Origin of the sequence: Streptomyces liliifuscus (assembly GCF_016598615.1) — a bacterium.
GTDB lineage: Bacteria > Actinomycetota > Actinomycetes > Streptomycetales > Streptomycetaceae > Streptomyces > Streptomyces liliifuscus.
This window is the reverse complement of record NZ_CP066831.1, coordinates 6887406-6906938: the sequence shown is the minus strand read 5'-3', so window position 1 is coordinate 6906938 and position 19533 is coordinate 6887406. Positions and strand designations below refer to the sequence as shown.

Here is a 19533-nt window from a genome sequence, read left to right as displayed (position 1 = left end):
CCCAATTGGGGAGAACCCTCGCTCTTCGCAGCCCCTGGACCGGCAACGGCCAGGGGTTGCGTCGTATGCGAGAACGTCACACAAACGCCTCCTCCCGGTTACACGAGCGACCCCATGTCCATGTCACGCTCCCGATTGACCGAAGTGTCAACACGCGTAGAACGCGGGCCCGTTGAGCAGGATCCCGCGTCCCGGCGCGTGCCGTTCCCGGGAAAGGGCACCCCCATGTCCGTTGCGCACAAAGGCAGTTGGAAGGCGCTGGCGGTAGGCGTTTCCGCCGTCCTCGTCGGCCTCACGCTCCCGACGGTCGCCGCGACCCCCGCCGCGGCAACTACCACCGCGTACGACGACACGTACTACGCGGGCGCGATCGGCAAGACCGGCACGGCCCTCAAGAGCTCGCTGCACTCGATCATCAGCGACCAGACCACGATCTCGTACTCCGCGGTCTGGAACGCGCTCAAGGTCACCGACCAGGACCCGAACAACAGCAGCAACGTGGTTCTGCTGTACTCCGGCATCTCGCGGAGCAAGTCCCTCAACGGCGGCGCGACCGGCAACTGGAACCGTGAGCACACGTGGGCCCAGTCGCACGGCGACTTCGGCACCTCCGCCGGCCCGGGCACGGACCTGCACCACCTGCGCCCCGAGGACGTCCAGGTCAACAGCATCCGCGGCAACAAGGACTTCGACAACGGCGGCAGCAGCTTCACCAACAGCGGCGGCAGCCTCACCGACTCGAACTCCTTCGAGCCCCGCAGCGCCGTCAAGGGCGATGTGGCCCGCATGATCCTCTACATGGCCGTCCGTTACGAGGGCGACGACGCGTGGGAGGACCTGGAGCCCAACGACTCGGTCTCCAACGGCAGCGTCCCGTACCACGGCCGCCTCTCGGTCCTGAAGCAGTGGAACGAGGCGGACCCGCCCAGCGCCTTCGAGGAGCGCCGCAACGAGCTCATCTACTCGAACTACCAGGGCAACCGGAACCCGTTCATCGACCACCCCGAGTGGGTCGAGGCGATCTGGTAGACCGTCCGGGCCGATCCGAGGCGGTTGAACGGCGGTTGAACTCCCCGCACACCATGGGGAGTTCAACCGCTCTCGTCAGACCGGGCAGACCACGTCGGGCAGCCCCGAGGGCATGCCCCGGCGCTCGTCCGCGGTGAGGTCGCGGCCGAGGATGTCGCACAGGTAGCGCTTCCAGAGCTCGGGGTCGAGCCGGAACATGTCCACCCTGCCTCCTTCCAGTGTTCGCATCAGCGTCCTTCCGTCCCGGGACATCGCCAGGAAGGACTGGTCTGCCACGAAGTCGTAGGAGTCCAGGCGGTCGAGGTCCGAGAAGTGCAGGAAGCGCACGGAGTTCGCGTTGGCCAGGGCGAGCCCGGAGGTTCCCATCGGCCGTAGCTGCGAAGCGTCCCCCTCGGTCAGCGGGCCGAAGGGGCCGAACACCCTGGTCGCCTTTCCTCCGTCCGGAACAGACCACACCTCCAGCATGCGGCCCCGGGCCAGTACGAGTGCGTGCCGCCCGTCCTTCGTCAACGAGGCGGTGACGAAGTCGTCGCTGGAGAAGCTGACCCGAAGGTCCTTGTCCTCCTTGCCCGTTCCGCGATCGACGGCGTGGACCTCGCCCTCGCCTTCCACCGAGACCTGAAGGCGCCCCGGCTTGGGGTGGCGCCCCACAGAGAACTTCGGTGACGTCTGCTCGGTGAGCCGCAGATCGCGCAGCTCGATCGTCCTGCCGCTCCGTCGGCCGTCCCGGGCGTTCCACTGCTCGACCACACTTCCGGAGACCGTCATGAACTCGTCCCCGTCGAGGAAGTTGAACTGCGGCCTCTCGGCTGTCCCCTGATCGTCGAGGGGAGGCATCACTGTGGTGATCTCGGTGACCTTGCGCAGAGAGGGAAGCGCGCGCACCACGATCCTGTTCGGGGCGACCAGGTCGGCCAGCAGCGTTTCGGCGGAGTTGACCTGCAACGGCTCCGGAGGCGCCCCCTCGTCCACCGTGACGCCCCGGTCCACCCGGGTGACGATCGCGGTCCGTTCCCTCTGGGCCGACAGCAACTCGCTGCTGTCGACGAGAGCGAGTCGCTCGCCGCGCTTCCCCTCGTACACCACCATTCGGTCGCCCTTTTCGAGCAGCGTCGGAGATCCGTTGATGTCGAAGACGTCCGTGATCACCGGCCGGGCGAGCACCGCGTTCTGGGTCCAGGTGACCACGCTGGAAGCACGCCTGTCCCCGAGGAGAGGCATGCCGTTCACCTCGCCGGTACTGTCCCCCAGTGCCTGCTCCACCGCACCGCCCTGCCGGGTGTCGACGACGGTCCAGCCGCCGCTGTCCGCGTACGCGAAGCGGTCGCCTGCCCGGTCGACGACTGTCCGGTCGCAGGAATACTCGAGTTCGGGCTCGTAACGTCTCAGTTCCCGACCGTCCGCCACCCGGACGGCCCGGTAGACGACCTGCTCGTCGGCCCCCTTCCCGCAGCTGACCAGGACACTGCCGTCACCCGACACGCCGATGTTCGCGAAATCGTCCGACGCGTCGACCTCCTCCGCGAGAGGCCATGTTCTCCCCGTGCCGATGTCGACCGCCGCCATGCTCGCCCTGAAGGCCTCGAACTCCGGTTCGGGGGCCGCGAGCTGGACCACCAGCGTGTCCTCGTCCGCTCCGAACCACGCGCCCTGCACATCCTTGACCCTGGCCGTGAGCACGCGGTTCCGGCGGGTGTTCAGGTCCCACAGCCACAGCCGTCCGTCCGCGGACACCGTGACCGCTCGACTCCCGTCCGGAGAAAGACCGAGCACCCCGAAGGGGTTCTTAGTGGTCTTCTCGGCGCGGCTCGCGTTCTCGTACCGTCCGCCTGCCACGGTGCGCTCAGGCCCCAGCAGGTCGCCCTCCGCCGAAGCCGCACGGTTCACTTCGTGCCAGTGCAGGTCGGCGAATCCGGCGGACAGATAGGCGATGCGCCGCCCGTCCCTGCTGACCGCCACGGCAGTGACATAGACGGCGAGGCGGAGCTGCTTGCGCACCACCTTGCCCCCGGCGCCACGGACGAACAGGGTCGCACGCCCCGTCCTTGTGATCACCAGGGTCACCCGGCCGTCGTTGCTGGTGGCGACCGAGCGGATCTCTCCGTCCACTCCGCTCAGCACCCACGACGCGTGCTTGAGCCGCTCGTACTGCCGCATCAGCGCGCTCCGGGCCTCGTGCGTAGGCGACACGTCATAACCGGCCATGGCGGTCAGGGCGGCCAGGCCGGGGTCACGCAGACTGACCTGGTCCGAGAGGCCGGCCAGGGCTCGCGACCGCGATTCCGCGTCCCGCGCCGCGCTGACCTGCGCCTGATAGGCGAGGAAGGTGCTCAGGCCCACGATCAGCGCGAACACCAGGGCCACGGCGGTCCAGGCGGCACGTGCCCGGATCCGGCGCACCCGTTGCCGCTGTCGTGCTAGCGCGAGGAAATCCCTTTCCGCACTGGTCAGTTCCCGCTCCCGCTCACCCAACCGACGTCGTAGAGAAGCGAGTTGAAAAGTCCCGGCCAGAAGGTCGGCGGACCTGCCGCCCCGTTCCCAGCGGTCGAGGTCGTGGCCCACCTCGGCCCGCGCCGCCAGGAACTCCGCGTCGGCCTTCACCTGCTGCCGCAGTGCCGGCCAGGCCGTGATCAGCGCCTCGTGGGCGAGTTCCGCCGTTTCCGGTTCGTCCTCGTCCCCGTGCAGGACGAGCAGCCGCCGCTCCGCGAACGCCCGGGCCAGCCGCCACCGTGTCTCACCCGCCTCCTGACGCGTGATCCTGCGCCGCAGCGGAGTCTCGCTCCCCGGCAGCACGCGCACCAGGCCGGTGAGCAGTCGCAGCGCCTCGGCCTCCGACTCCGGCTGTCCCGCGACGCACTCCCGCCAGGTCTGTTCCGCGTGGCGTTCGAGCGCACCGGAGACGCCGCCCATCTCCTCGTACGCGGTGGCGCGCAGCCGTCCGGCGACCCGTCGGTCCCACAACTCCTGCAGTACGAAGCCCAGCAGCGGCAGAATGCCCGGCTCGCCGCCCGCGTCGTCCAGGATGCTCTGGTCGAGCCCGGGGTCGTACTCCACCGCGGGAATCCGCTCGATCGGCTTCCTGACCACTTCCGAGAGCTGCTGCGGGGACATCGGCGTGAGCGGAAGCGTTCTGCCGCCCCTCAACGCGGGACCCAGGCGCGGATGTTTCAGCATCGCGTCCATGAAGTCCGCCCGCAGGGTCACCAGTACCCGCGGTCCCTCCTGCGGACGGTGCTGCGGGAAGAGCAGTTCGACTGCCTCCTCGACCTCGGTCCCGGTGCGGTCCAGGAGGGCTTCGGCCTGGTCGAGCACGACGACTGTCCGGCCCGGTGCGCCTCCCCGCACGGAGTGCAGCGTGTCCGCGAGACCGCGCCTTGCGAGCAGGGATTCCACCTCCTCGGCGCTGTTCACCCGCTGCGCCCCGAACCGACCGGTCCTGACCGCCTCGTACAGCACGATGGAGAGCGCGGTTCGCGGTGACGAGACCTTGCCGGCGTCCACCACCAGCACGTCGTGGCCGTCCTGCTGCATGCGGGGCGCGACACCCGCCAGTGCCAGAGAGGACTTTCCGCAGCCCGAAGGGCCGTAGAGAGTGACGGTGGGATGAACGCCGCGCAAGGCCGTGATGACCTCCCGGATGTCGTCGTCCCGTCCGAAGAAGACGCCCGCGTCGTCCTCCTGGAAGGTGGCCAGGCCCCTGAAGGGCGAGACCGGGCGGATGGCGGGCGCGAGGTCGGGCAGCTCACGCAGCAGCGTTCCCGTATGGAGCACGAAGGCCTGCTGCGCGTCCTGTTCGGGCTGCGCCGCCACTACGAGACCGACCACCGCCCCCAGGTCGATGTCCCATACGGGGCTGCCGCTGAAGCCCTGCTTGATGTGTGTGGCCTGCCCGTTGGCCCGGGACAGCTGGAACCAGCCCTCGCTCGTGGCACCGCTGAGCGTTCCCGGAAACCAGATCGCCCGCGGTTCGCCGCCGGTGAACCCCACGACGCGCGCGTGGTGGTTCCAGACATCGACGGGTTCAGCCATGGGGAGCGGGCAGGCCCCGGCCGCCGGGGCCCGCAGCCTCAGCACGGCCAGGTCTCCCGTGCCGTCGGGCCGGATCGGGATCCAGCGCTCCACCTCGGCCGTGCGGCCCGGAGGGCCGGCCCCTTCGATGCCGTCACCCTGCACGAGCGGGAAGTCGACGGCGACGACGGCTCCCACCGCCACCGTCTTCTCACGCGGCAGGCCGAGCGCGTCCGACACGACATGGGCGCACGTCAGTACCAGGTCCGGGCCGGCGAGAAAGCCCGCGCCGACGGCGATGCCATCTGCCCCGTTGACGCAGACCACGGCCGAGGCCGGTGCGTCGCCCACGTTCTGTGACTGTGCTTCAGTCACTGTTCCCCCGTAACACTGCTGGCTCAACTACCTTGAGCATTATGGGTAGTTGAGCCTTCCCCTTCACTGCGTTCACTCTTGTTCCAGGTGAGGGTTACGGAAAAGTTAGCGGCCGTCGCGGTGCTGGCGATGACCACGTCCGCCCCCGCCGACAGTGACACCCCGAACTCCAGCGTGATCTCGTCCGGAGCGTTCGCCAGTCCCCGGAAACGCCCCACGAAGCTCTCCGCCACGGGCCGGACGGTGTCCAGCATCTGGCCGAACGATCGCTCCGCCCGCACCACCGAGCGGCCGCCACGGCCCACTCGTACGAGGCTTTCGTCCACTTCGTGGATCTGGACGCGGATCGCTTCGTCGCTGCCGTCACCCAGGGGGACTTCGACCGTGTGGACAGGGCGCTCACCCATGGCAATCCTCCAACACTCGGGAGCTGGAGATCGTAACGAAGCCGATCTCCGTCTGTGGCCGTCGCCGAACTCCCCGTAAGTGAAGGGGAGTTCGAAACGCACGGGCGTATTCGCGGTTACGAATCCATGACATTGAGGCGTACAACCGGAGGCGCGTTGATCGAGTCGAACCACCTGAACGCGTTATTCCGCGTGCAGGACCAGACCGACTCGAAGGGTTTCCCGTATGTCCCGAGCACACCGCAGAACCCGTACCGCGCGCCTCACCGCACCTCTGGCAGCCGCGGTGCTGCTTGCCGGAGGATTCGGCGCCATGGCCCTCACCGGGGCCTCGGCGCACGCGGCCACCGGGTCCGCGGACGCGCAGGACGACTTCAACGGCGACGGATACGCCGACCTGGTCGTGTCGGCCCCGGACGCCACGATCTCCAGCAAGGCCAAGGCGGGCTACGTGGCCGTCACGTACGGCTCAGCCACTGGGGTCTCCGCCGCCAACAAGAAGCTCATCAGCCGCTCCACCAGCGGCGTTCCCGGCTCCGCCGTCGCCAACGAGTACTTCGGGACCAACTTCACGAAGGGCGACCTCGACGGCGACGGCTTCAGCGACCTGGTGATCTCGGGCGGCAAGGCCGGCTCCGTCATCCTCTGGGGCTCCACCTCCGGACTCACCGGCGGCACGGCCATAGCCGGGTACGGGCAGTCCCCCACGGCCGGTGACTTCGACGGCGACGGCAAGACGGACCTCGCCCTGTTCGAGCAGGTGTCCTCCTTCGGCGACGAGGCCCCCAGCAGCGCCGCCGCCGTGTGGAAGGGCCCGATCTCGCGGACCGGCACGCCCACCGCCGTCCTGCCCGTCCTGGACAAGTCCCTGTGGTGGGGCTACGACGCCGACGACGCCTCCTGCGCCACCAACGGCGGCTGCGAGGAGGACGCCGACTCCATCAGCGGCCCCTACACCTCCACCGAGACCGGTGACGTCAACGGTGACGGCAAGGACGACATCGTCGTCTGGGAGTACAAGGGCGACGGCGTCTACGGCAACCGCCTGCTCCTCGGTGGCGGCAGCACGGGCTTCAAGAGCGGCTGGGTCCCCGGTGAGGCCGCCGGCAACAAGACGGGCACCGGCGTCGGGGACGTCGACAACGACGGCTTCGACGACGTCGTGGTCGGCAACGACTGGGGCAGCGGCACCGTCAAGGTCGCCCTCGGTTCGGCCAACGGCCTGTCCTCGGACCGCGTCCAGACCTTCAACCAGGACAGCCCCGGGTTCCCCGGAGTCGAGGAAGAGGAGGACGAGATCGGCGCGTCGGTCTCGGTCGCGGACGTCACGGGTGACGGCTACGCCGACATCGCGCTCGGCATCCCGGGCGAGGACATCGGCGACATCTACGACGCCGGCTCGATCGCCCTGGTCCCCGGCAGCGCCTCCGGCGCCACGGGCGCCGGAACGAAGACCTTCCACCAGGACACCGCCGGTGTCCCCGGAGTCGCCGAGAACAGCGACGAGTTCGGTGTGAGCACCGCTCTCCTGGACCTCGACGGCGACGGCCACGCCGACCTCGCGGCCGGTTCCACGGCCGAGAACGCCCAGAACGGCGCGGTCTGGGTGCTGAAGGGCACGGCGAGCGGCCTCACCGCCACGTCGTCGTTCGCGTTCGGCGCCGGTGACCTCGGCGCGCCCGCCACGGCGGCGCACTTCGGCGAGTACCTGCGCTGAGCGAGCGGTCCACGGACATGACGGTGGGGCGGCCTCGTGCCGCCCCACCGTCATGTCCGGGCCGGATCTCCGGGTCAGGAGCGGTTCAGTCCAGGTGCGTCGGCGCGAACATCCGCAGCAGCGCCGGCAGTACGACCACCGAAGGGCCGGGCGTGGCAAGGGACTTGGCGAGGTCGTCGGCGAGGGTGTCCGGAGTGGTCCGTACGCCGGGGACGCCGAAGGACTCCGCGAGCGCCACGTAGTCGGGGCGGGAGAGTTCCGTCGCCGTGGACCGGCCGAAGGCGTCGGTCATGTACTCGCGCAGGATGCCGTAGCCGCCGTCGTCGACGATGAGCCAGGTCACGTCGAGGTTGTGCTGCCTGGCGGTGGCCAGTTCGGCGATGGAGTACAGCGCGCCACCGTCGCCGGAGACCGCGAGGACCGGGTGGGTCGGGTCGGCCACCGCGCCGCCGATGGCCGCCGGGAAGGCGTAGCCGAGGCCGCCCGCGCCCTGGGCGGAGTGCATGGTGTTCGGCCGGCGGGGGTCGAAGGCGGACCAGGCCCAGTAGGCGAGGATCGTCATGTCCCAGAAGCTGGCCGACCGGTCGGGAAGGGCCTCGCGGACTGCCGACAACACCCGCTGTTCCAGGGTGAGTTCCTGGGATTCGATGCGCTCGCGGACGAGGTCGAGCACGGCCCGTACGCGGTCCGGGGCCGTCTCGTCCTCCCGCTCGGGCACGGTTTCGAGGAGGGCGGACAGGGCGAGGCGGGCGTCCGCGTGGATGCCGAGGGCCGGGTGGTTGGACTCCAGTTTGCCGAGGTCGGCCTCGATCTGGACGACCCGACCGCGGGGCTTGAACGTGTAGTAGTTCGAGGAGAGTTCGCCCAGGCCCGAGCCGACGACGAGCAGGACGTCGGCGTCCTCCAGGAAGTCCGTGGTGTGCCGGTCCTCCAGCCAGGACTGGAGGGAGAGCGGGTGGTTCCAGGGGAAGGCGCCCTTGCCGCCGAAGGTGGTGACGACGGGCGCGTTCAGCCGCTCGGCGAGCTGCCGCAGCTTGCCGGACGCGTCGGCCCGTACGACTCCGCCGCCCGCGATGATCGCGGGGCGGGCCGCATTCGAGAGCAAGTGGGCTGCCACGGCGGTCAGTTCGGGGCGGGGCGGCAGGTCGTGGGGTGCCGCGTCCGCGGCCGTGACGACGGGCAGTGACGTCTCGGCGAGCAGCACGTCCTGCGGGATCTCCACCCACACCGGGCCGTGCGGGGCGGTCAGTGCCGACTCCCAGGCCTCGGCGATCGCGGACGGGATCTGCGACTGCGTACGGACCGTGTGGACGGACTTCACGACGCCCCTGAACGAGGCCTGCTGGTCCGGGAGTTCGTGCAGATAGCCGTGCCGTCCACCGCCGAGTCCCGCGCTCGGGATCTGGCTGCTGATGGCGAGGACGGGGGCGCTCGCGGCGGCGGCCTCCTGGAGCGCGGCCAGCGAGGTCAGCGCGCCGGGGCCGGTCGACAGGAGCAGCGGGGCCGCCTCGCCGGTGATGCGGCCGTACGCGTCCGCCGCGAACCCGGCGTTGTTCTCGACCCGCAGACCGATGTAGGCGAGGTCGGAGCGGCGCAGCGCGTCGAACATGCCGAGCGCGTGCTGGCCGGGCAGGCCGAAGACGGTGGTCGCGCCGAGACCGGTGAGGGTCTCCACGACGAGGTCTCCGCCGTTGCGTCCGGGCGGCGGGTTGAGTGCGGCCTCCGTCTGAGCGGCGGTCGGGCGGAGCACCAGGTCGTGGTCGTGGGTCACTTGGCGTCGGTCTCCTCGGGCGCCTGCGCGTTCTTCTCGCGGGCCTGCGCGATCTGGCGGGACATGATGGTGGTGAGTTCGTACGCCGTGTGGGACGCGGCGACGGAGGTGATCTCGGCGTGATCGTACGCGGGGGCGACCTCGACGACGTCGGCGGAGACCAGGTTGCAGGAGGCGAGGCCGCGCAGGATCTCAAGCAGTTCGCGGGAGGTCATGCCGCCCGCCTCCGGCGTCCCCGTGCCGGGCGCGTGGGCCGGGTCGAGGCAGTCGATGTCGATGGAGATGTAGAGCGGGCGGTCACCGATGCGCTGGCGCAGCTGGTCGGCGACCTCGTCGGCGCCGCGCCGGTAGATGTCGGCGGAGGTGACGATGCCGAAGCCGAGCTTCTCGTCGTCGGTGAGGTCCTGCCGGCCGTAGAGCGGGCCGCGCGTGCCGACGTGGGAGAGGGCCTCCGTGTCCAGGATCCCCTCCTCGACGGCCCGGCGGAACGGGGTGCCGTGGGTGTACTCCGCGCCGAAGTACGTGTCCCAGGTGTCGAGGTGCGCGTCGAAGTGGAGCAGCGCGACCGGGCCGTGCTTCTTGGCGACCGAGCGCAGCAGCGGCAGCGCGATGGTGTGGTCGCCGCCGAGGGTCATCAACCGGGCGCCGGTTCCGAGGAGTTCGTCGGCGGCGCCCTCGATGGTCTCGACGGCCTCGTTGATGTTGAACGGGTTCGCGGCGATGTCACCGGCGTCCGCGACCTGGGCGAGGGCGAAGGGCGAGGCGTCCTGTGCCGGGTTGTACGGGCGCAGGAGCCGGCTCGCCTCGCGGATCGCGTTGCCGCCGAAGCGGGCCCCGGGGCGGTACGAGACGCCCGCGTCGAACGGCACACCGACGACGGCGACGTCGGTGGTGCCGACCTCGTCGAGCCGGGGCAGCCGGGCGAAGGTCGCGGGGCCCGCGAACCGCGGCACGCGGGACGAGTCGACGGGGCCGCGGGGCGTCTCGTAACTGCTCATGGGGGTAATGCCTTCTTTCCTGCGATTCACACGCTTCATCGCGTATGTGCTGCTTCTCCGACTCTACTGGTGAGCCGGAACCGATTCGGACACGGGTTCGGAGCCGCGGCCCGCGAGCCGCTCGCGCCAGGCGGCGAGGACCGCCGGGTCGGTCGCCGGGGTGGCCAGCGAGACGATCACGTAGACGGCCAGGGAGGAGAGGAGCCCGTAGTAGATGGGCTCGTTGGCGAGGATTCCGTAGGACGCCATCAGGCCGATCACCGCGAGGCCGCCGACCGCGACGGCGGCGAGGGCGCCCTGGGCGGTGCCGCGCTTCCAGAGCAGACCGCCGAGGATGGGCACGAGGAGACCGCCGACGAGCAGGTTGTAGGCGACGGTCAGGGCCTCGACGACGTTGTTGAGCGCGATCGCCGTACAGATCACCGCGACGCCCATGATGAGGATGAAGGCACGGTTGCCCCTGACCTCGTCGCGCTCCTCGCCGGAGTCGGCCGTGACGGCTCCGCGCAGTCGCGACCAGATGTCGTTGTTGGCGACGGTCGCGCAGGCGATGAGGGCTCCGGAGGACGTGGACATCACGGCGGCGAGGGCGGCGGCGAGGACCAACCCCCGTACACCCATGGGCAGTTCGTCCTTCACGATGGTCGCGAAGGCGTCGTCGGCGCTGCCCAGCTTCGGGTAGAGCACCTTGGCCGCCGTACCGATGACGGCCCCGGCGAGCGCGTAGACCAGGCAGTAGGTGCCCGCGACGGTGCCGCCCCACTTGGCGGTGCGGTCGCTCCCCGCGGTGAACACGCGCTGCCAGATGTCCTGCCCGATCAGCATGCCGAACGTGTAGATCAGCACGTACGTGAAGATCGTCTCGCCGCCGATGCCCAGCGGGTCGAAGTACTCGGTGGGCAGCTGCGCCTTCATCTCGCTGAACCCGCCGGCCTTGACGACGGCGATGGGCAGCAGGAGCAGCAGCACACCGATGGTCTTGACGACGAACTGCACCATGTCGGTGAGGGTGATCGACCACATGCCGCCGAGCGTCGAGTACGCGACGACGATCGAGCCGCCGAGGATGATCGCGATCGTGCGGTTCATGTCGAAGAGGACGTCGAAGATCGTGGCGTACGCGATGGTCGACGTGACCGCGAGCATGAGGGTGTACGCCCACATGACGACGCCGGAGATGACACCGGCCCGGCCGCCGTACCGCAGGTCCAGCATCTCGGAGACGGTGTAGACCTTCAGCCGGGCGATGCGGGCCGAGAAGAAGACCGACAGGGCCAGCAGCCCGAGGCCGATGGTGAAGACCATCCAGGCGCCGGAGAGCCCGTACTGGTAGCCGAGGCCGACGCCGCCGATGGTGGACGCGCCGCCGAGGACGATCGCGGCCATGGTGCCGGAGTACATCGTCGGGCCGAGCCGCCGTCCGGCGACCAGGAACTCGCTCTTGGACTTGGCGCGGCGCATGCCCCACCAGCCCACGGCCAGCATGCCGACCAGATAGACGACGATCACTGTGTAGTCGACGGCCATTGGGGGCTCCTCTTCGCGCGTTCGGTGGCGTGTCGTGCGGGTGGGTGATGGTGGTTCGCCGGTGGCTGACGGCTCGCGTCGTCGTACGGCGTCGCCGTAGGACGTCTTCGTACGACGTCGTCACGTGACATTCGCTTGGCGTTTTCGCGGGGACATCCGCCCGTACCCGCGGCCTCCGGTGGGGACGACCCTAGGTGGCCGGAAAGCAACGATGAAGTGTACGTTTCATCCACAGTCACCGGATCCGATGGAGGAAACGTCCACCATGCCGGACTCTGCCGTTCCGGGCCCCGCCCCTGCCGTCCCACCCACACCTCCCGTCCCCCTCTCCGCACTGCTGGCCCGGGAGGACCTCGGCCTGCGGCAGATCGCGGGGCCGCGGGATTCGGCCACGGTGATCCACTGGGCGCACACCTCGGAGATGGCGGACCCCTATCCGTATCTGCTCGGCGGCGAGCTGCTGCTCACGGCGGGGGTGCATGTGCCGGAGGCGGCGGGCTCGGGCACGTACTTCGACGACTACGTCTCCCGGATCGTCGAGGCGGGCGGCGCCGCCCTCGGCTTCGGGGTGGCCCCGGTGCACGACACGGTCCCGCGGGCCCTGGTCGTGGCCTGCGACGACTACGGGCTGCCGCTGGTGGAGGTGCCGCCCCGCACCACCTTCTCCGGCGTGGCCCGGGCGGTCTGGCAGCTCATGGCCCAGGCCCGCCACACCGAACTGCGCCGCGTCACGGAGGCCCAGCAGAGCCTGGCCGCCGCCGCGGCCCGCCCCGACCCCGTCCCGTCGGTCCTGCGGCAACTCGCCCAACGGGTGGGCGGCCGGGCCACGCTGTACGCCCCGGACGGCGGGGAGGTGGCTTCGGCGGGGCGGATGCCGGGGGTGGGCGGGGGCGGGGGCTTGCACGTGGGCGCGGGTGCGGACTCAGGCGCGGCCGCGGAGGTGAGTGGGGCGCTGGCGGGGCTGGTGGCGGTGGTGCGCCCGGCGACCGAGGGCGGTTCCGGTACGGGGGGCAGTTCTGGGGCGGGGGGCGGTTCCGGGGCAGGGGGCAGATCTGGGGCGGGGCGCGGTTCCGGGGCAGGGGGCAGATCCGGGCCCGGCGGCAGACCCGGTTCGAGCGGCAGCTCGACGGCCGGCGCCAGCCTCTCCCCCTCCGCCTCCCCATCCCCATCCCCCTCCCCCTCCCCCTCCTCCGCGAGCGACACCGCAGCCGGCGTCCATCTCGCCGCGTACGCCCTCGGCACCGGGCAGGGTTTCGTGCTGGGCGTGGCGGCCCCGCGCCGCGACCCCGGAGACCACACGATCGCGTCCGTGGGCGCGGTGCTGCTCTCCCTCCTCACAGGGGAGCACCAGAGCAGCACGGGTGCCGCCCGCTCCTCGGCCCTGGTACGGCTGCTGCTGGGCGCCGCACCGGAGGAGGTCGCGCCGCTGCTGGGCGGGGGTGAGCGCTGGGTGGTGGTGCACGCGCGGCCGGACGGCCCGGCGCCGGACGCCGTCACCGCGTCCGCGCTGGGGGCGGCACTGGGTTCGGCGCTGGTGGACGTGGACGGTGATGTCGTACGGGTCCTCGTGCCCGCGGGCCACCGTGAACTGGCGGTCCAGCCGGGCTGGACGTGCGGCGCGAGCGCCGAGGTCGGCCCGCACGAGTGGGGGTCCGCGGACACGCAGGCGGCGCGAGCCCTGTCCCGGGCGAGGGCGACCCGTGCCCGCCTTGTCCGCCACGGCGAACACCCGGGCCTCGCCGACCTGGTCCCGCCGGAGGAGGCCGCCACCCATGCCCGTACAGTCCTCGCCCCCATCGCCGCGAACCCCGCCCTCACGGAGACCCTCCGCACCTGGCTCTCCCTCCACGGCAGCTGGGACCGCACGGCAGTCGCCCTCTCAGTCCACCGCAACACGGTCCGCCAACGCATCGCCCGCTGCGCAGCCTTGCTGTCCACGGACCTGGACGACCCGGACGTACGCATGGAGCTGTGGTTCGCGCTGCGGCAGGCGTAAAGGCCGGGGCGCAGCCCCGCTTTTCAGGGGCGCGGGGAACTGCTCGACAAGCCACACACCACCCGCACCCGGCACACAACCGCGCCCACCCCACTCCGCCCCGCCCCGCCCCAAACCCCGAGTGACCCATGTCCCACGGTTCGATACACCGGCGCCACCCGGCGGAGCGCACCGGCAGAATGGGGGCATGCCGATACCCGGGACCCCCAGCCGCGCCGACCTTGTCGACCACCTCGTACGGACGCGTATCGCGGGCGACGTAGCCACCCCCCGCGAGAACAACCTCTCCCATTACCGCAAGCTGGCGAACGGCGACCGCAACTACTGGCTCGGCCTGGAGCTCGGCGACCGCTGGACCGACGAGCAGGACGTCCTGGCGGTCATGGCCGAGCGGTGCGGCGTGAACGACGACCCGGAGTACCGCTACGGCCAGGACACCATCGACCCGGATCTGACGGTCGACGCCCTGGAGCGGATGGCCGGCCGGCTGCGCAAGGCGGCCGCGGGCAAGCAGCGGGTGCTGTTCGCGACGGGCCACCCGGGTGGCCTCCTCGACGTGCACCGCGCCACCGCCGCCGCCCTGCGCTCGGCCGGCTGCGAGATCGTCGTGATCCCGGACGGCCTGACCACGGACGAGGGATACGTCTTCCAGTTCGCGGACGTCGCGGTCCTGGAGCACGGCGCGACGCTGTGGCACACCCACTCGGGCGAGCCGATGCGCGCGATCCTGAAGGGCCTGGAGGGCGAGGGCCGCCCGCTGCCCGACCTGGTCGTAGCCGACCACGGCTGGGCGGGCTGCGCGGGCCAGCTCGGCATCGACTCCATGGGCTACGCGGACTGCAACGACCCGGCCCTGTTCCTCGCGGAGTCGGAGGGCACGGTCCAGGTGACCATCCCCATGGACGACCACGTAACAAGCCCCCGCCACTACGACCCGATGACGGCCTATCTACTGGACGCAGCGGGCCTCACCGAAACCGACACGGACACGGACTGAGCCCTTCGCCCGGACGGTGTCCCGGATGCTGTTCGCCGGTGTCACCTGCACGAACGGGCGGCCCACGGGGAGGGTGCAGTCCTGCACGGCGTGGTCACGCCTTTGAGCGGGCAGGGCGACTGCCAGGCGACGATCTACGGTTCACTCCCCCCCCCACGAGGATGCGTAACGGGTGCGCAGCGTGCGGGTGGAGCTGCGTCCGGAGGACGTGGACAAGGCCGCCGCGGCCTGGCTCGACGGTTTCGAGGTGGCGGTGCACGGTGATGTGGAGCCGTACGGGACGGGGATGCGGATGCGGGGGGTGCGGGCGTTCGTGGTCAGGCCGGAGTGAACGGCCTCGCACGAGTCTCGTAAGAGGTCTCGGCGTCTCGGAGCAGCCTCTGTACCTCAGAAGCCGAGATAGGTGATCTGGACGACGTAGACCCGCTCGCTGCGTACGACGACCTGGTACGTGAACATGCCAAGCTCGTCCGCTTTCCTTTCCACAGCGGAGAGAAAGCCCGAAGGAGCGGTGCGGGCGGCTTCCTCCGCGCCGAATGCGTACTCCCACTTCCAGCTCACTCGCGCACTGCCTTCATGGCCTCGTCCAGTACGGCGCTCAGCTCCCGTAGGGCTTCCTGCGCGAGGACGGGATCGTCGTTCTCCAGGTTGCTCTTCGCGTGAGCATGGCGGTCGGACAGGTCGGGGCGGCGGGCGATCTCGATGTCCCTGGCCCAGGTGAGGACCCAGCTCCGTACTGGACTCAGGGACTGCCACTCGACGGCCTTGGCGAAGGCGTCGTCCTTCGTACTCTGCATCTCCTCCAGACGGCTGGGATCAATGACGGCGAGGGCGGCGCGCAAGGCATCAGGAGTCTGCTCGGGACGAGGGATCAGCTCATGTCCGTGATCGGCCTGGGTGCTCATGGTGTCCTCCAGAGGGTGCCCCGGCCAGAGTATCCGGCCAGGGGCACGGCAGAGCCGGGCGACCGGCGGAGCGGGGCCCGGCTGCCCGGCGCCTTCCGCGTACGCACGTGTCGCCGCGAGGAAGACGGCTCGATGCTCGGCCTCGACCTCCGCGTCCTTCCGTTCCTCGACGCCCAGTTCGGCGAGAAGACGAGCGGTCTTCTCGGCGGCTGCCGGGTCACCCCTCAGGAGCGCGTGCTTGCTCTCCCGCAAGCTCTCGCCACTCACCGCTCCACCTCCTGACGTCCGGGTACCGGGCCGGGTTGCCTGGCGGGGCGCTCGCGGCATTCTCGGCAGCGTGCGCCGGGCTCGGGTGAACGGAAGCCGCGGTCGCAGCCTTCGCAGTTCCGGAGGGGATGCCGGACGGGTTGGGGCTCGGCAGTGGTGCCCAACGGTGGCAGTGGTGGCAGCCGGGCCGTGAGGCGGTGGGCGAGGAAGGCGGCCGGGCGGCGTAGGGGCTCGGGTGGCAGGTCGGAGGCCAAGGCATGGCGTACGGCGCTGGGGGTGAGGTCTCGCTCCAGCCAGGCGGCGACTCCGGGGGCGAGGTGTTCGGCGTCGGTGGAGGAGAGGAGGAGGCGGGGGTCCTCGCGGCGGAGGCCCGCCAGGACGTCGATGGCCGTCTGGAGTAGGTCCGGGGAGGCGTACGCGGGCTTCGGTACGGCGGGGAGGGCGCGGCGTGGGGGCTGCTTCCGCTGCTCGGCCGCCCGACGGGCAGGGGGCCCTGCCATGGGTTTGGGCGCGTCGTCGGTCGCGTCCCCGTGCCGGTCCGGCTGGTTGCAGGAGACCGTGCGGGTGACGATGCGGCCGCTCTCCGTGCGTTCGCGGGTGCGGAGCAGGTAGCCGTGGACCTCCAGTTCGCGCAGGGCGGCGGCGATACGGGTCGGCCCCTCGGGGAAGCGTGCGGCGAGGGTCTTGATGTCGGCGCGGGCACCGGTGGGGAGCGACTGGATGTGGACGGCGAGTCCGATGGCCAGCCCGGACAGTTCCGGGTGCTGGGCGAGGTGGTTGCCGATCACCGTGAAGCGGGTGGTGTGGCGGGAGTTGTCGTGCGCGATGCCGCCGGCCGGGCGGGTGTTCGCGCGGGCGCTCCGGGGCGGGTGGTTTTTGCCCGCGGTACGGGCCTGGGCGTGCGGGCGCACGCTAGGGTTCTGCGTATCCATTGGGAAGGTGTTGCTTCCTCTGTGGTCAGGCCCTCGCACTGGGATTGCCGTCCCGGCGGGGGCCGTCGCATGTCTGCGGTTGTGTTGTGTCGCGCTGAGCGTAGAGCAGCCAACCTGTCCCGGAGCCAGCCCAGTTGGTGATGTTCACTCGCGCGAGTGAGCGGGCGCCGTGGGCGGGAGGGGTGGGGCTTGGTGGGGTTTCTTTCCGCCTCGTGGTTCTTTGGGAAGAGCGCCAGGCCCACCGGAACACACGGCGTCAGGCTCCGGTGGATGCGGTGCCGTCGAGTTCCGCCCATACGGTTTACGGGGGCGGGGACGAGGACCAGTTCGACGCCCCAGCCGCCCGCGAGGGCCCTCGATCGAGGCCTGTTCCTTCGTCACCGCCCCCGGATCCGGATCACCGCGGCACCCGTACGACACCCTCCTGGATCACCGTGACCGCCAGTCGGCCGTCCTGGGTGTAGATGCGGGCCTGGCCGAGGCCCCGGCCGCCGGAGGCTGAAGGGGACTCCTGGTCGTACAGGAGCCATTCGTCGGCGCGGAAGGGGCGGTGGAACCACATCGCGTGGTCCAGGGAGGCGCCGACGACGTCTCCGGTGACCCAGCCGCCGCGGCCGTGGGCGAGGAGTACGGAGTCGAGGAGCGTCATGTCGGAGACGTACGTGGCGAGGCAGACGTGCAGAAGCGGGTCGTCGGCGAGTTTGCCGTTGGCGCGGAACCACACCTGGGAGCGCGGCTCGCGGGCCTCCCCGACGCTGGCGAACGGCGGCGCGTCGACATAGCGGAGGTCGACGGCCTCGCGCGCCTCCAACAGCCGCTCCACGACACCCTGTTCGCGGTACAGGTCGGCGTACCGCGGCAGCAGCTCGGCCGCCGTCGGCAGTGTCTCCGGATCGGGCGCGGCCGGCATGTCGGCCTGGTGCTCCATGCCCTCCTCGTACGTCTGGAAGGACGCGGAGAGGTGGAAGATCGGCTGCCCGTGCTGGACGGCGACCACCCGGCGGGTCGTGAAGGACCGGCCGTCGCGGATCCGGTCGACGGTGTAGACGATCGGCGCGCCCGCGTCCCCGGCGCGCAGGAAGTACGCGTGCAGGGAGTGGGCGAACCGGTCCTCGGGGACCGTGCGCCCCGCAGCGACCAGCGCCTGCGCCGCGACCTGCCCGCCGAAGACGCGGGGGACGACGGCGAACCGGGACTGGCCGCGGAAAATGTCCTGCTCGATCTGCTCCAGGTCGAGCAGATCGAGCAGGGCCTCAAGTGCCTGACTCATGTGTCAGTTGTACCGTGCAGTGATTTCGCGGATGTTTTCTCGGGCGGCTTCCGGGCCCTACAGGCCCATGTCCTTGGCGATGATCGACTTCATGATCTCGCTGGTGCCGCCGTAGATGCGGTTGACGCGGTTGTCCGCGTACAGGCGGGCGATCGGGTACTCGTTCATGAAGCCGTAGCCGCCGTGCAGCTGGAGGCAGCGGTCGATCACGCGGTGCGCGACCTCGGTGCAGAACAGCTTCGCGGACGCGGCCTCGGCCGGCGACAGCTCGCCCGCGTCGAGGGCTTCCAGGGACCGGTCGGCGACCGCCTGGGCGGCGTCCACCTCGGCCTGGCAGGCGGCCAGTTCGAACTTGGTGTTCTGGAAGTGCGAGACCGGCTTGCCGAAGACCGTGCGCTCCAGCACGTACTCCTTGGCGAACCGCACGGCCGCCGCGGCCTGCGCGTACGCGCCGAAGGCGATGCCCCAGCGCTCGGAGGGCAGGTTGCCGCCGAGGTAGTAGAAGCCCTTGTTCTCCTCGCCGAGGAGGTCCTCGACGGGCACCTTCACGTCGACGAACGCCAGCTCGGCGGTGTCGGAGGTCTTCAGCCCGAGCTTGTCGAGCTTGCGGCCCACCGAGTAGCCCTCGGCCTTGGTGTCGACGGCGAAGAGGGAGATGCCGAAGCGGCGGTCCTCGGCCGTGGGCGCGGAGGTGCGGGCGCAGACGATCACGCGGTCGGCGTGCACGCCACCGGTGATGAAGGTCTTGGCGCCGTTGAGGACGTAGTGCGAGCCGTCCTCGGAGAGCTTCGCGGTGGTCTTCATGCCCGCGAGGTCGGAGCCGGTGCCCGGCTCGGTCATCGCCAGCGCCCACATCTCCTCGCCGGAGACGAACTTCGGCAGGAAGCGCTTCTTCTGCTCGTCGGTGGCGAGCGCCTTGATGTAGGGCAGGCCGAGCAGCACGTGCACACCGGAGCCGCCGAAGGAGACACCCGCGCGGGCGGTCTCCTCGTACATCACGGCCTCGAACTTGTACGAGTCGATGCCGGCGCCGCCGAACTCCTCGTCCACGCGGATGCCGAAGACGCCCAGCTCGGCGAGCTTGTAGTAGAAGTCGCGCGGCGCCTGGCCGGCCGCGAACCACTCGTCGTAGACCGGAACGACCTCGGCCTCGATGAAGGCCCGGAGGGTCTCCCGGAACGCCTCGTGATCCTCGTTGAACACCGTACGGCGCACCGCCGGCCCCTCTCTGCGCCTAAGCCGGCGCCGCTCTCGCGGATGTGGTTGCTCGCCGTGGGGGTTCCTCAATCAATGGTTGCGGTCCCTTGGCTAAGCGCTTGCTCATTCACCGTACC

General features: G+C 70.5%; 15 protein-coding genes. 5 read left to right on the top strand and 10 right to left on the bottom strand.

Annotation, left to right across the window (positions count from 1 at the left end; all coding sequences use genetic code 11):
- Positions 1 to 225 precede the first annotated feature (225 nt).
- Entirely contained in the window at positions 226 to 1029 is an 804-nt protein-coding gene (locus JEQ17_RS29825; protein ID WP_200398029.1) for an endonuclease I family protein, read from the top strand.
- 75 nt (positions 1030 to 1104) lie between these two features.
- Here JEQ17_RS29825 and JEQ17_RS29820 read toward each other — a convergent pair whose 3' ends face one another.
- Positions 1105 to 5388 (bottom strand): nSTAND1 domain-containing NTPase, encoded by a 4284-nt coding sequence (locus JEQ17_RS29820; RefSeq protein ID WP_234048417.1) that lies wholly within the window; start codon positions 5386 to 5388, stop codon positions 1105 to 1107.
- Positions 5389 to 5435: 47 nt separating this feature from the next.
- Complete coding sequence (locus JEQ17_RS29815) at positions 5436 to 5819, bottom strand: CU044_2847 family protein (protein WP_200398027.1); 384 nt, start codon at positions 5817 to 5819, stop codon at positions 5436 to 5438.
- 226 nt (positions 5820 to 6045) lie between these two features.
- Between JEQ17_RS29815 and JEQ17_RS29810 the strand changes: the two genes are divergently transcribed.
- The gene (locus JEQ17_RS29810; RefSeq protein ID WP_200398026.1) at positions 6046 to 7536 is read left to right on the top strand and encodes an FG-GAP and VCBS repeat-containing protein; all 1491 of its coding nucleotides are present in this window, start codon (positions 6046 to 6048) and stop codon (positions 7534 to 7536) included.
- 85 nt (positions 7537 to 7621) lie between these two features.
- Here JEQ17_RS29810 and JEQ17_RS29805 read toward each other — a convergent pair whose 3' ends face one another.
- From JEQ17_RS29805 to JEQ17_RS29795, 3 genes are all read right to left on the bottom strand, one after another.
- Entirely contained in the window at positions 7622 to 9307 is a 1686-nt protein-coding gene (locus tag JEQ17_RS29805) for a thiamine pyrophosphate-binding protein (RefSeq protein ID WP_200398025.1), read from the bottom strand.
- The gene (gene speB / locus JEQ17_RS29800) at positions 9304 to 10305 is read right to left on the bottom strand and encodes an agmatinase (protein WP_200398024.1); all 1002 of its coding nucleotides are present in this window, start codon (positions 10303 to 10305) and stop codon (positions 9304 to 9306) included. Before speB ends, JEQ17_RS29805 begins: the two co-directional genes overlap by 4 nt.
- 63 nt (positions 10306 to 10368) lie before the next feature.
- On the bottom strand, positions 10369 to 11832 hold the full coding sequence (locus JEQ17_RS29795; protein ID WP_200398023.1) for a sodium:solute symporter: 1464 nt from the start codon (positions 11830 to 11832) through the stop codon (positions 10369 to 10371).
- A gap of 265 nt (positions 11833 to 12097) precedes the next feature.
- Between JEQ17_RS29795 and JEQ17_RS29790 the strand changes: the two genes are divergently transcribed.
- The 3 genes from JEQ17_RS29790 to JEQ17_RS29780 all read left to right on the top strand — a co-directional run bounded on the left by JEQ17_RS29790 (position 12098) and on the right by JEQ17_RS29780 (position 15156).
- Positions 12098 to 13828, top strand: a complete 1731-nt coding sequence (locus JEQ17_RS29790; RefSeq protein ID WP_407700094.1) for a PucR family transcriptional regulator — start codon at positions 12098 to 12100, stop codon at positions 13826 to 13828.
- Between the two features lie 187 nt (positions 13829 to 14015).
- Positions 14016 to 14825, top strand: coding sequence for a phosphatase (locus JEQ17_RS29785; protein WP_200398021.1), 810 nt, complete (start codon positions 14016 to 14018; stop codon positions 14823 to 14825).
- A gap of 172 nt (positions 14826 to 14997) precedes the next feature.
- Positions 14998 to 15156, top strand: coding sequence for a hypothetical protein (locus tag JEQ17_RS29780; RefSeq protein WP_200398020.1), 159 nt, complete (start codon positions 14998 to 15000; stop codon positions 15154 to 15156).
- 56 nt (positions 15157 to 15212) lie between these two features.
- Here the strand turns inward: JEQ17_RS29780 and JEQ17_RS29775 are convergent, their stop codons facing one another.
- From JEQ17_RS29775 to JEQ17_RS29755, 5 genes are all read right to left on the bottom strand, one after another.
- Positions 15213 to 15386 carry a hypothetical protein gene (locus tag JEQ17_RS29775; RefSeq protein WP_200398019.1) on the bottom strand — a complete coding sequence of 58 codons (174 nt, stop codon included), beginning with the start codon at positions 15384 to 15386 and terminating at the stop codon, positions 15213 to 15215.
- Positions 15383 to 15730: a hypothetical protein gene (locus JEQ17_RS29770; protein WP_200401793.1), complete on the bottom strand. Its 348-nt coding sequence runs from the start codon at positions 15728 to 15730 to the stop codon at positions 15383 to 15385. The genes JEQ17_RS29775 and JEQ17_RS29770 overlap by 4 nt, the downstream gene beginning before the upstream one ends.
- Before the next feature lie 263 nt (positions 15731 to 15993).
- Positions 15994 to 16929, bottom strand: coding sequence for a helix-turn-helix domain-containing protein (locus tag JEQ17_RS29765; RefSeq protein ID WP_200398018.1), 936 nt, complete (start codon positions 16927 to 16929; stop codon positions 15994 to 15996).
- A 397-nt stretch (positions 16930 to 17326) separates the two neighbouring features.
- Positions 17327 to 18199 (bottom strand): acyl-CoA thioesterase II, encoded by an 873-nt coding sequence (tesB, locus tag JEQ17_RS29760; protein ID WP_200398017.1) that lies wholly within the window; start codon positions 18197 to 18199, stop codon positions 17327 to 17329.
- A 57-nt stretch (positions 18200 to 18256) separates the two neighbouring features.
- Complete coding sequence (locus tag JEQ17_RS29755) at positions 18257 to 19414, bottom strand: acyl-CoA dehydrogenase family protein (protein ID WP_189843518.1); 1158 nt, start codon at positions 19412 to 19414, stop codon at positions 18257 to 18259.
- Positions 19415 to 19533: the final 119 nt, after the last annotated feature.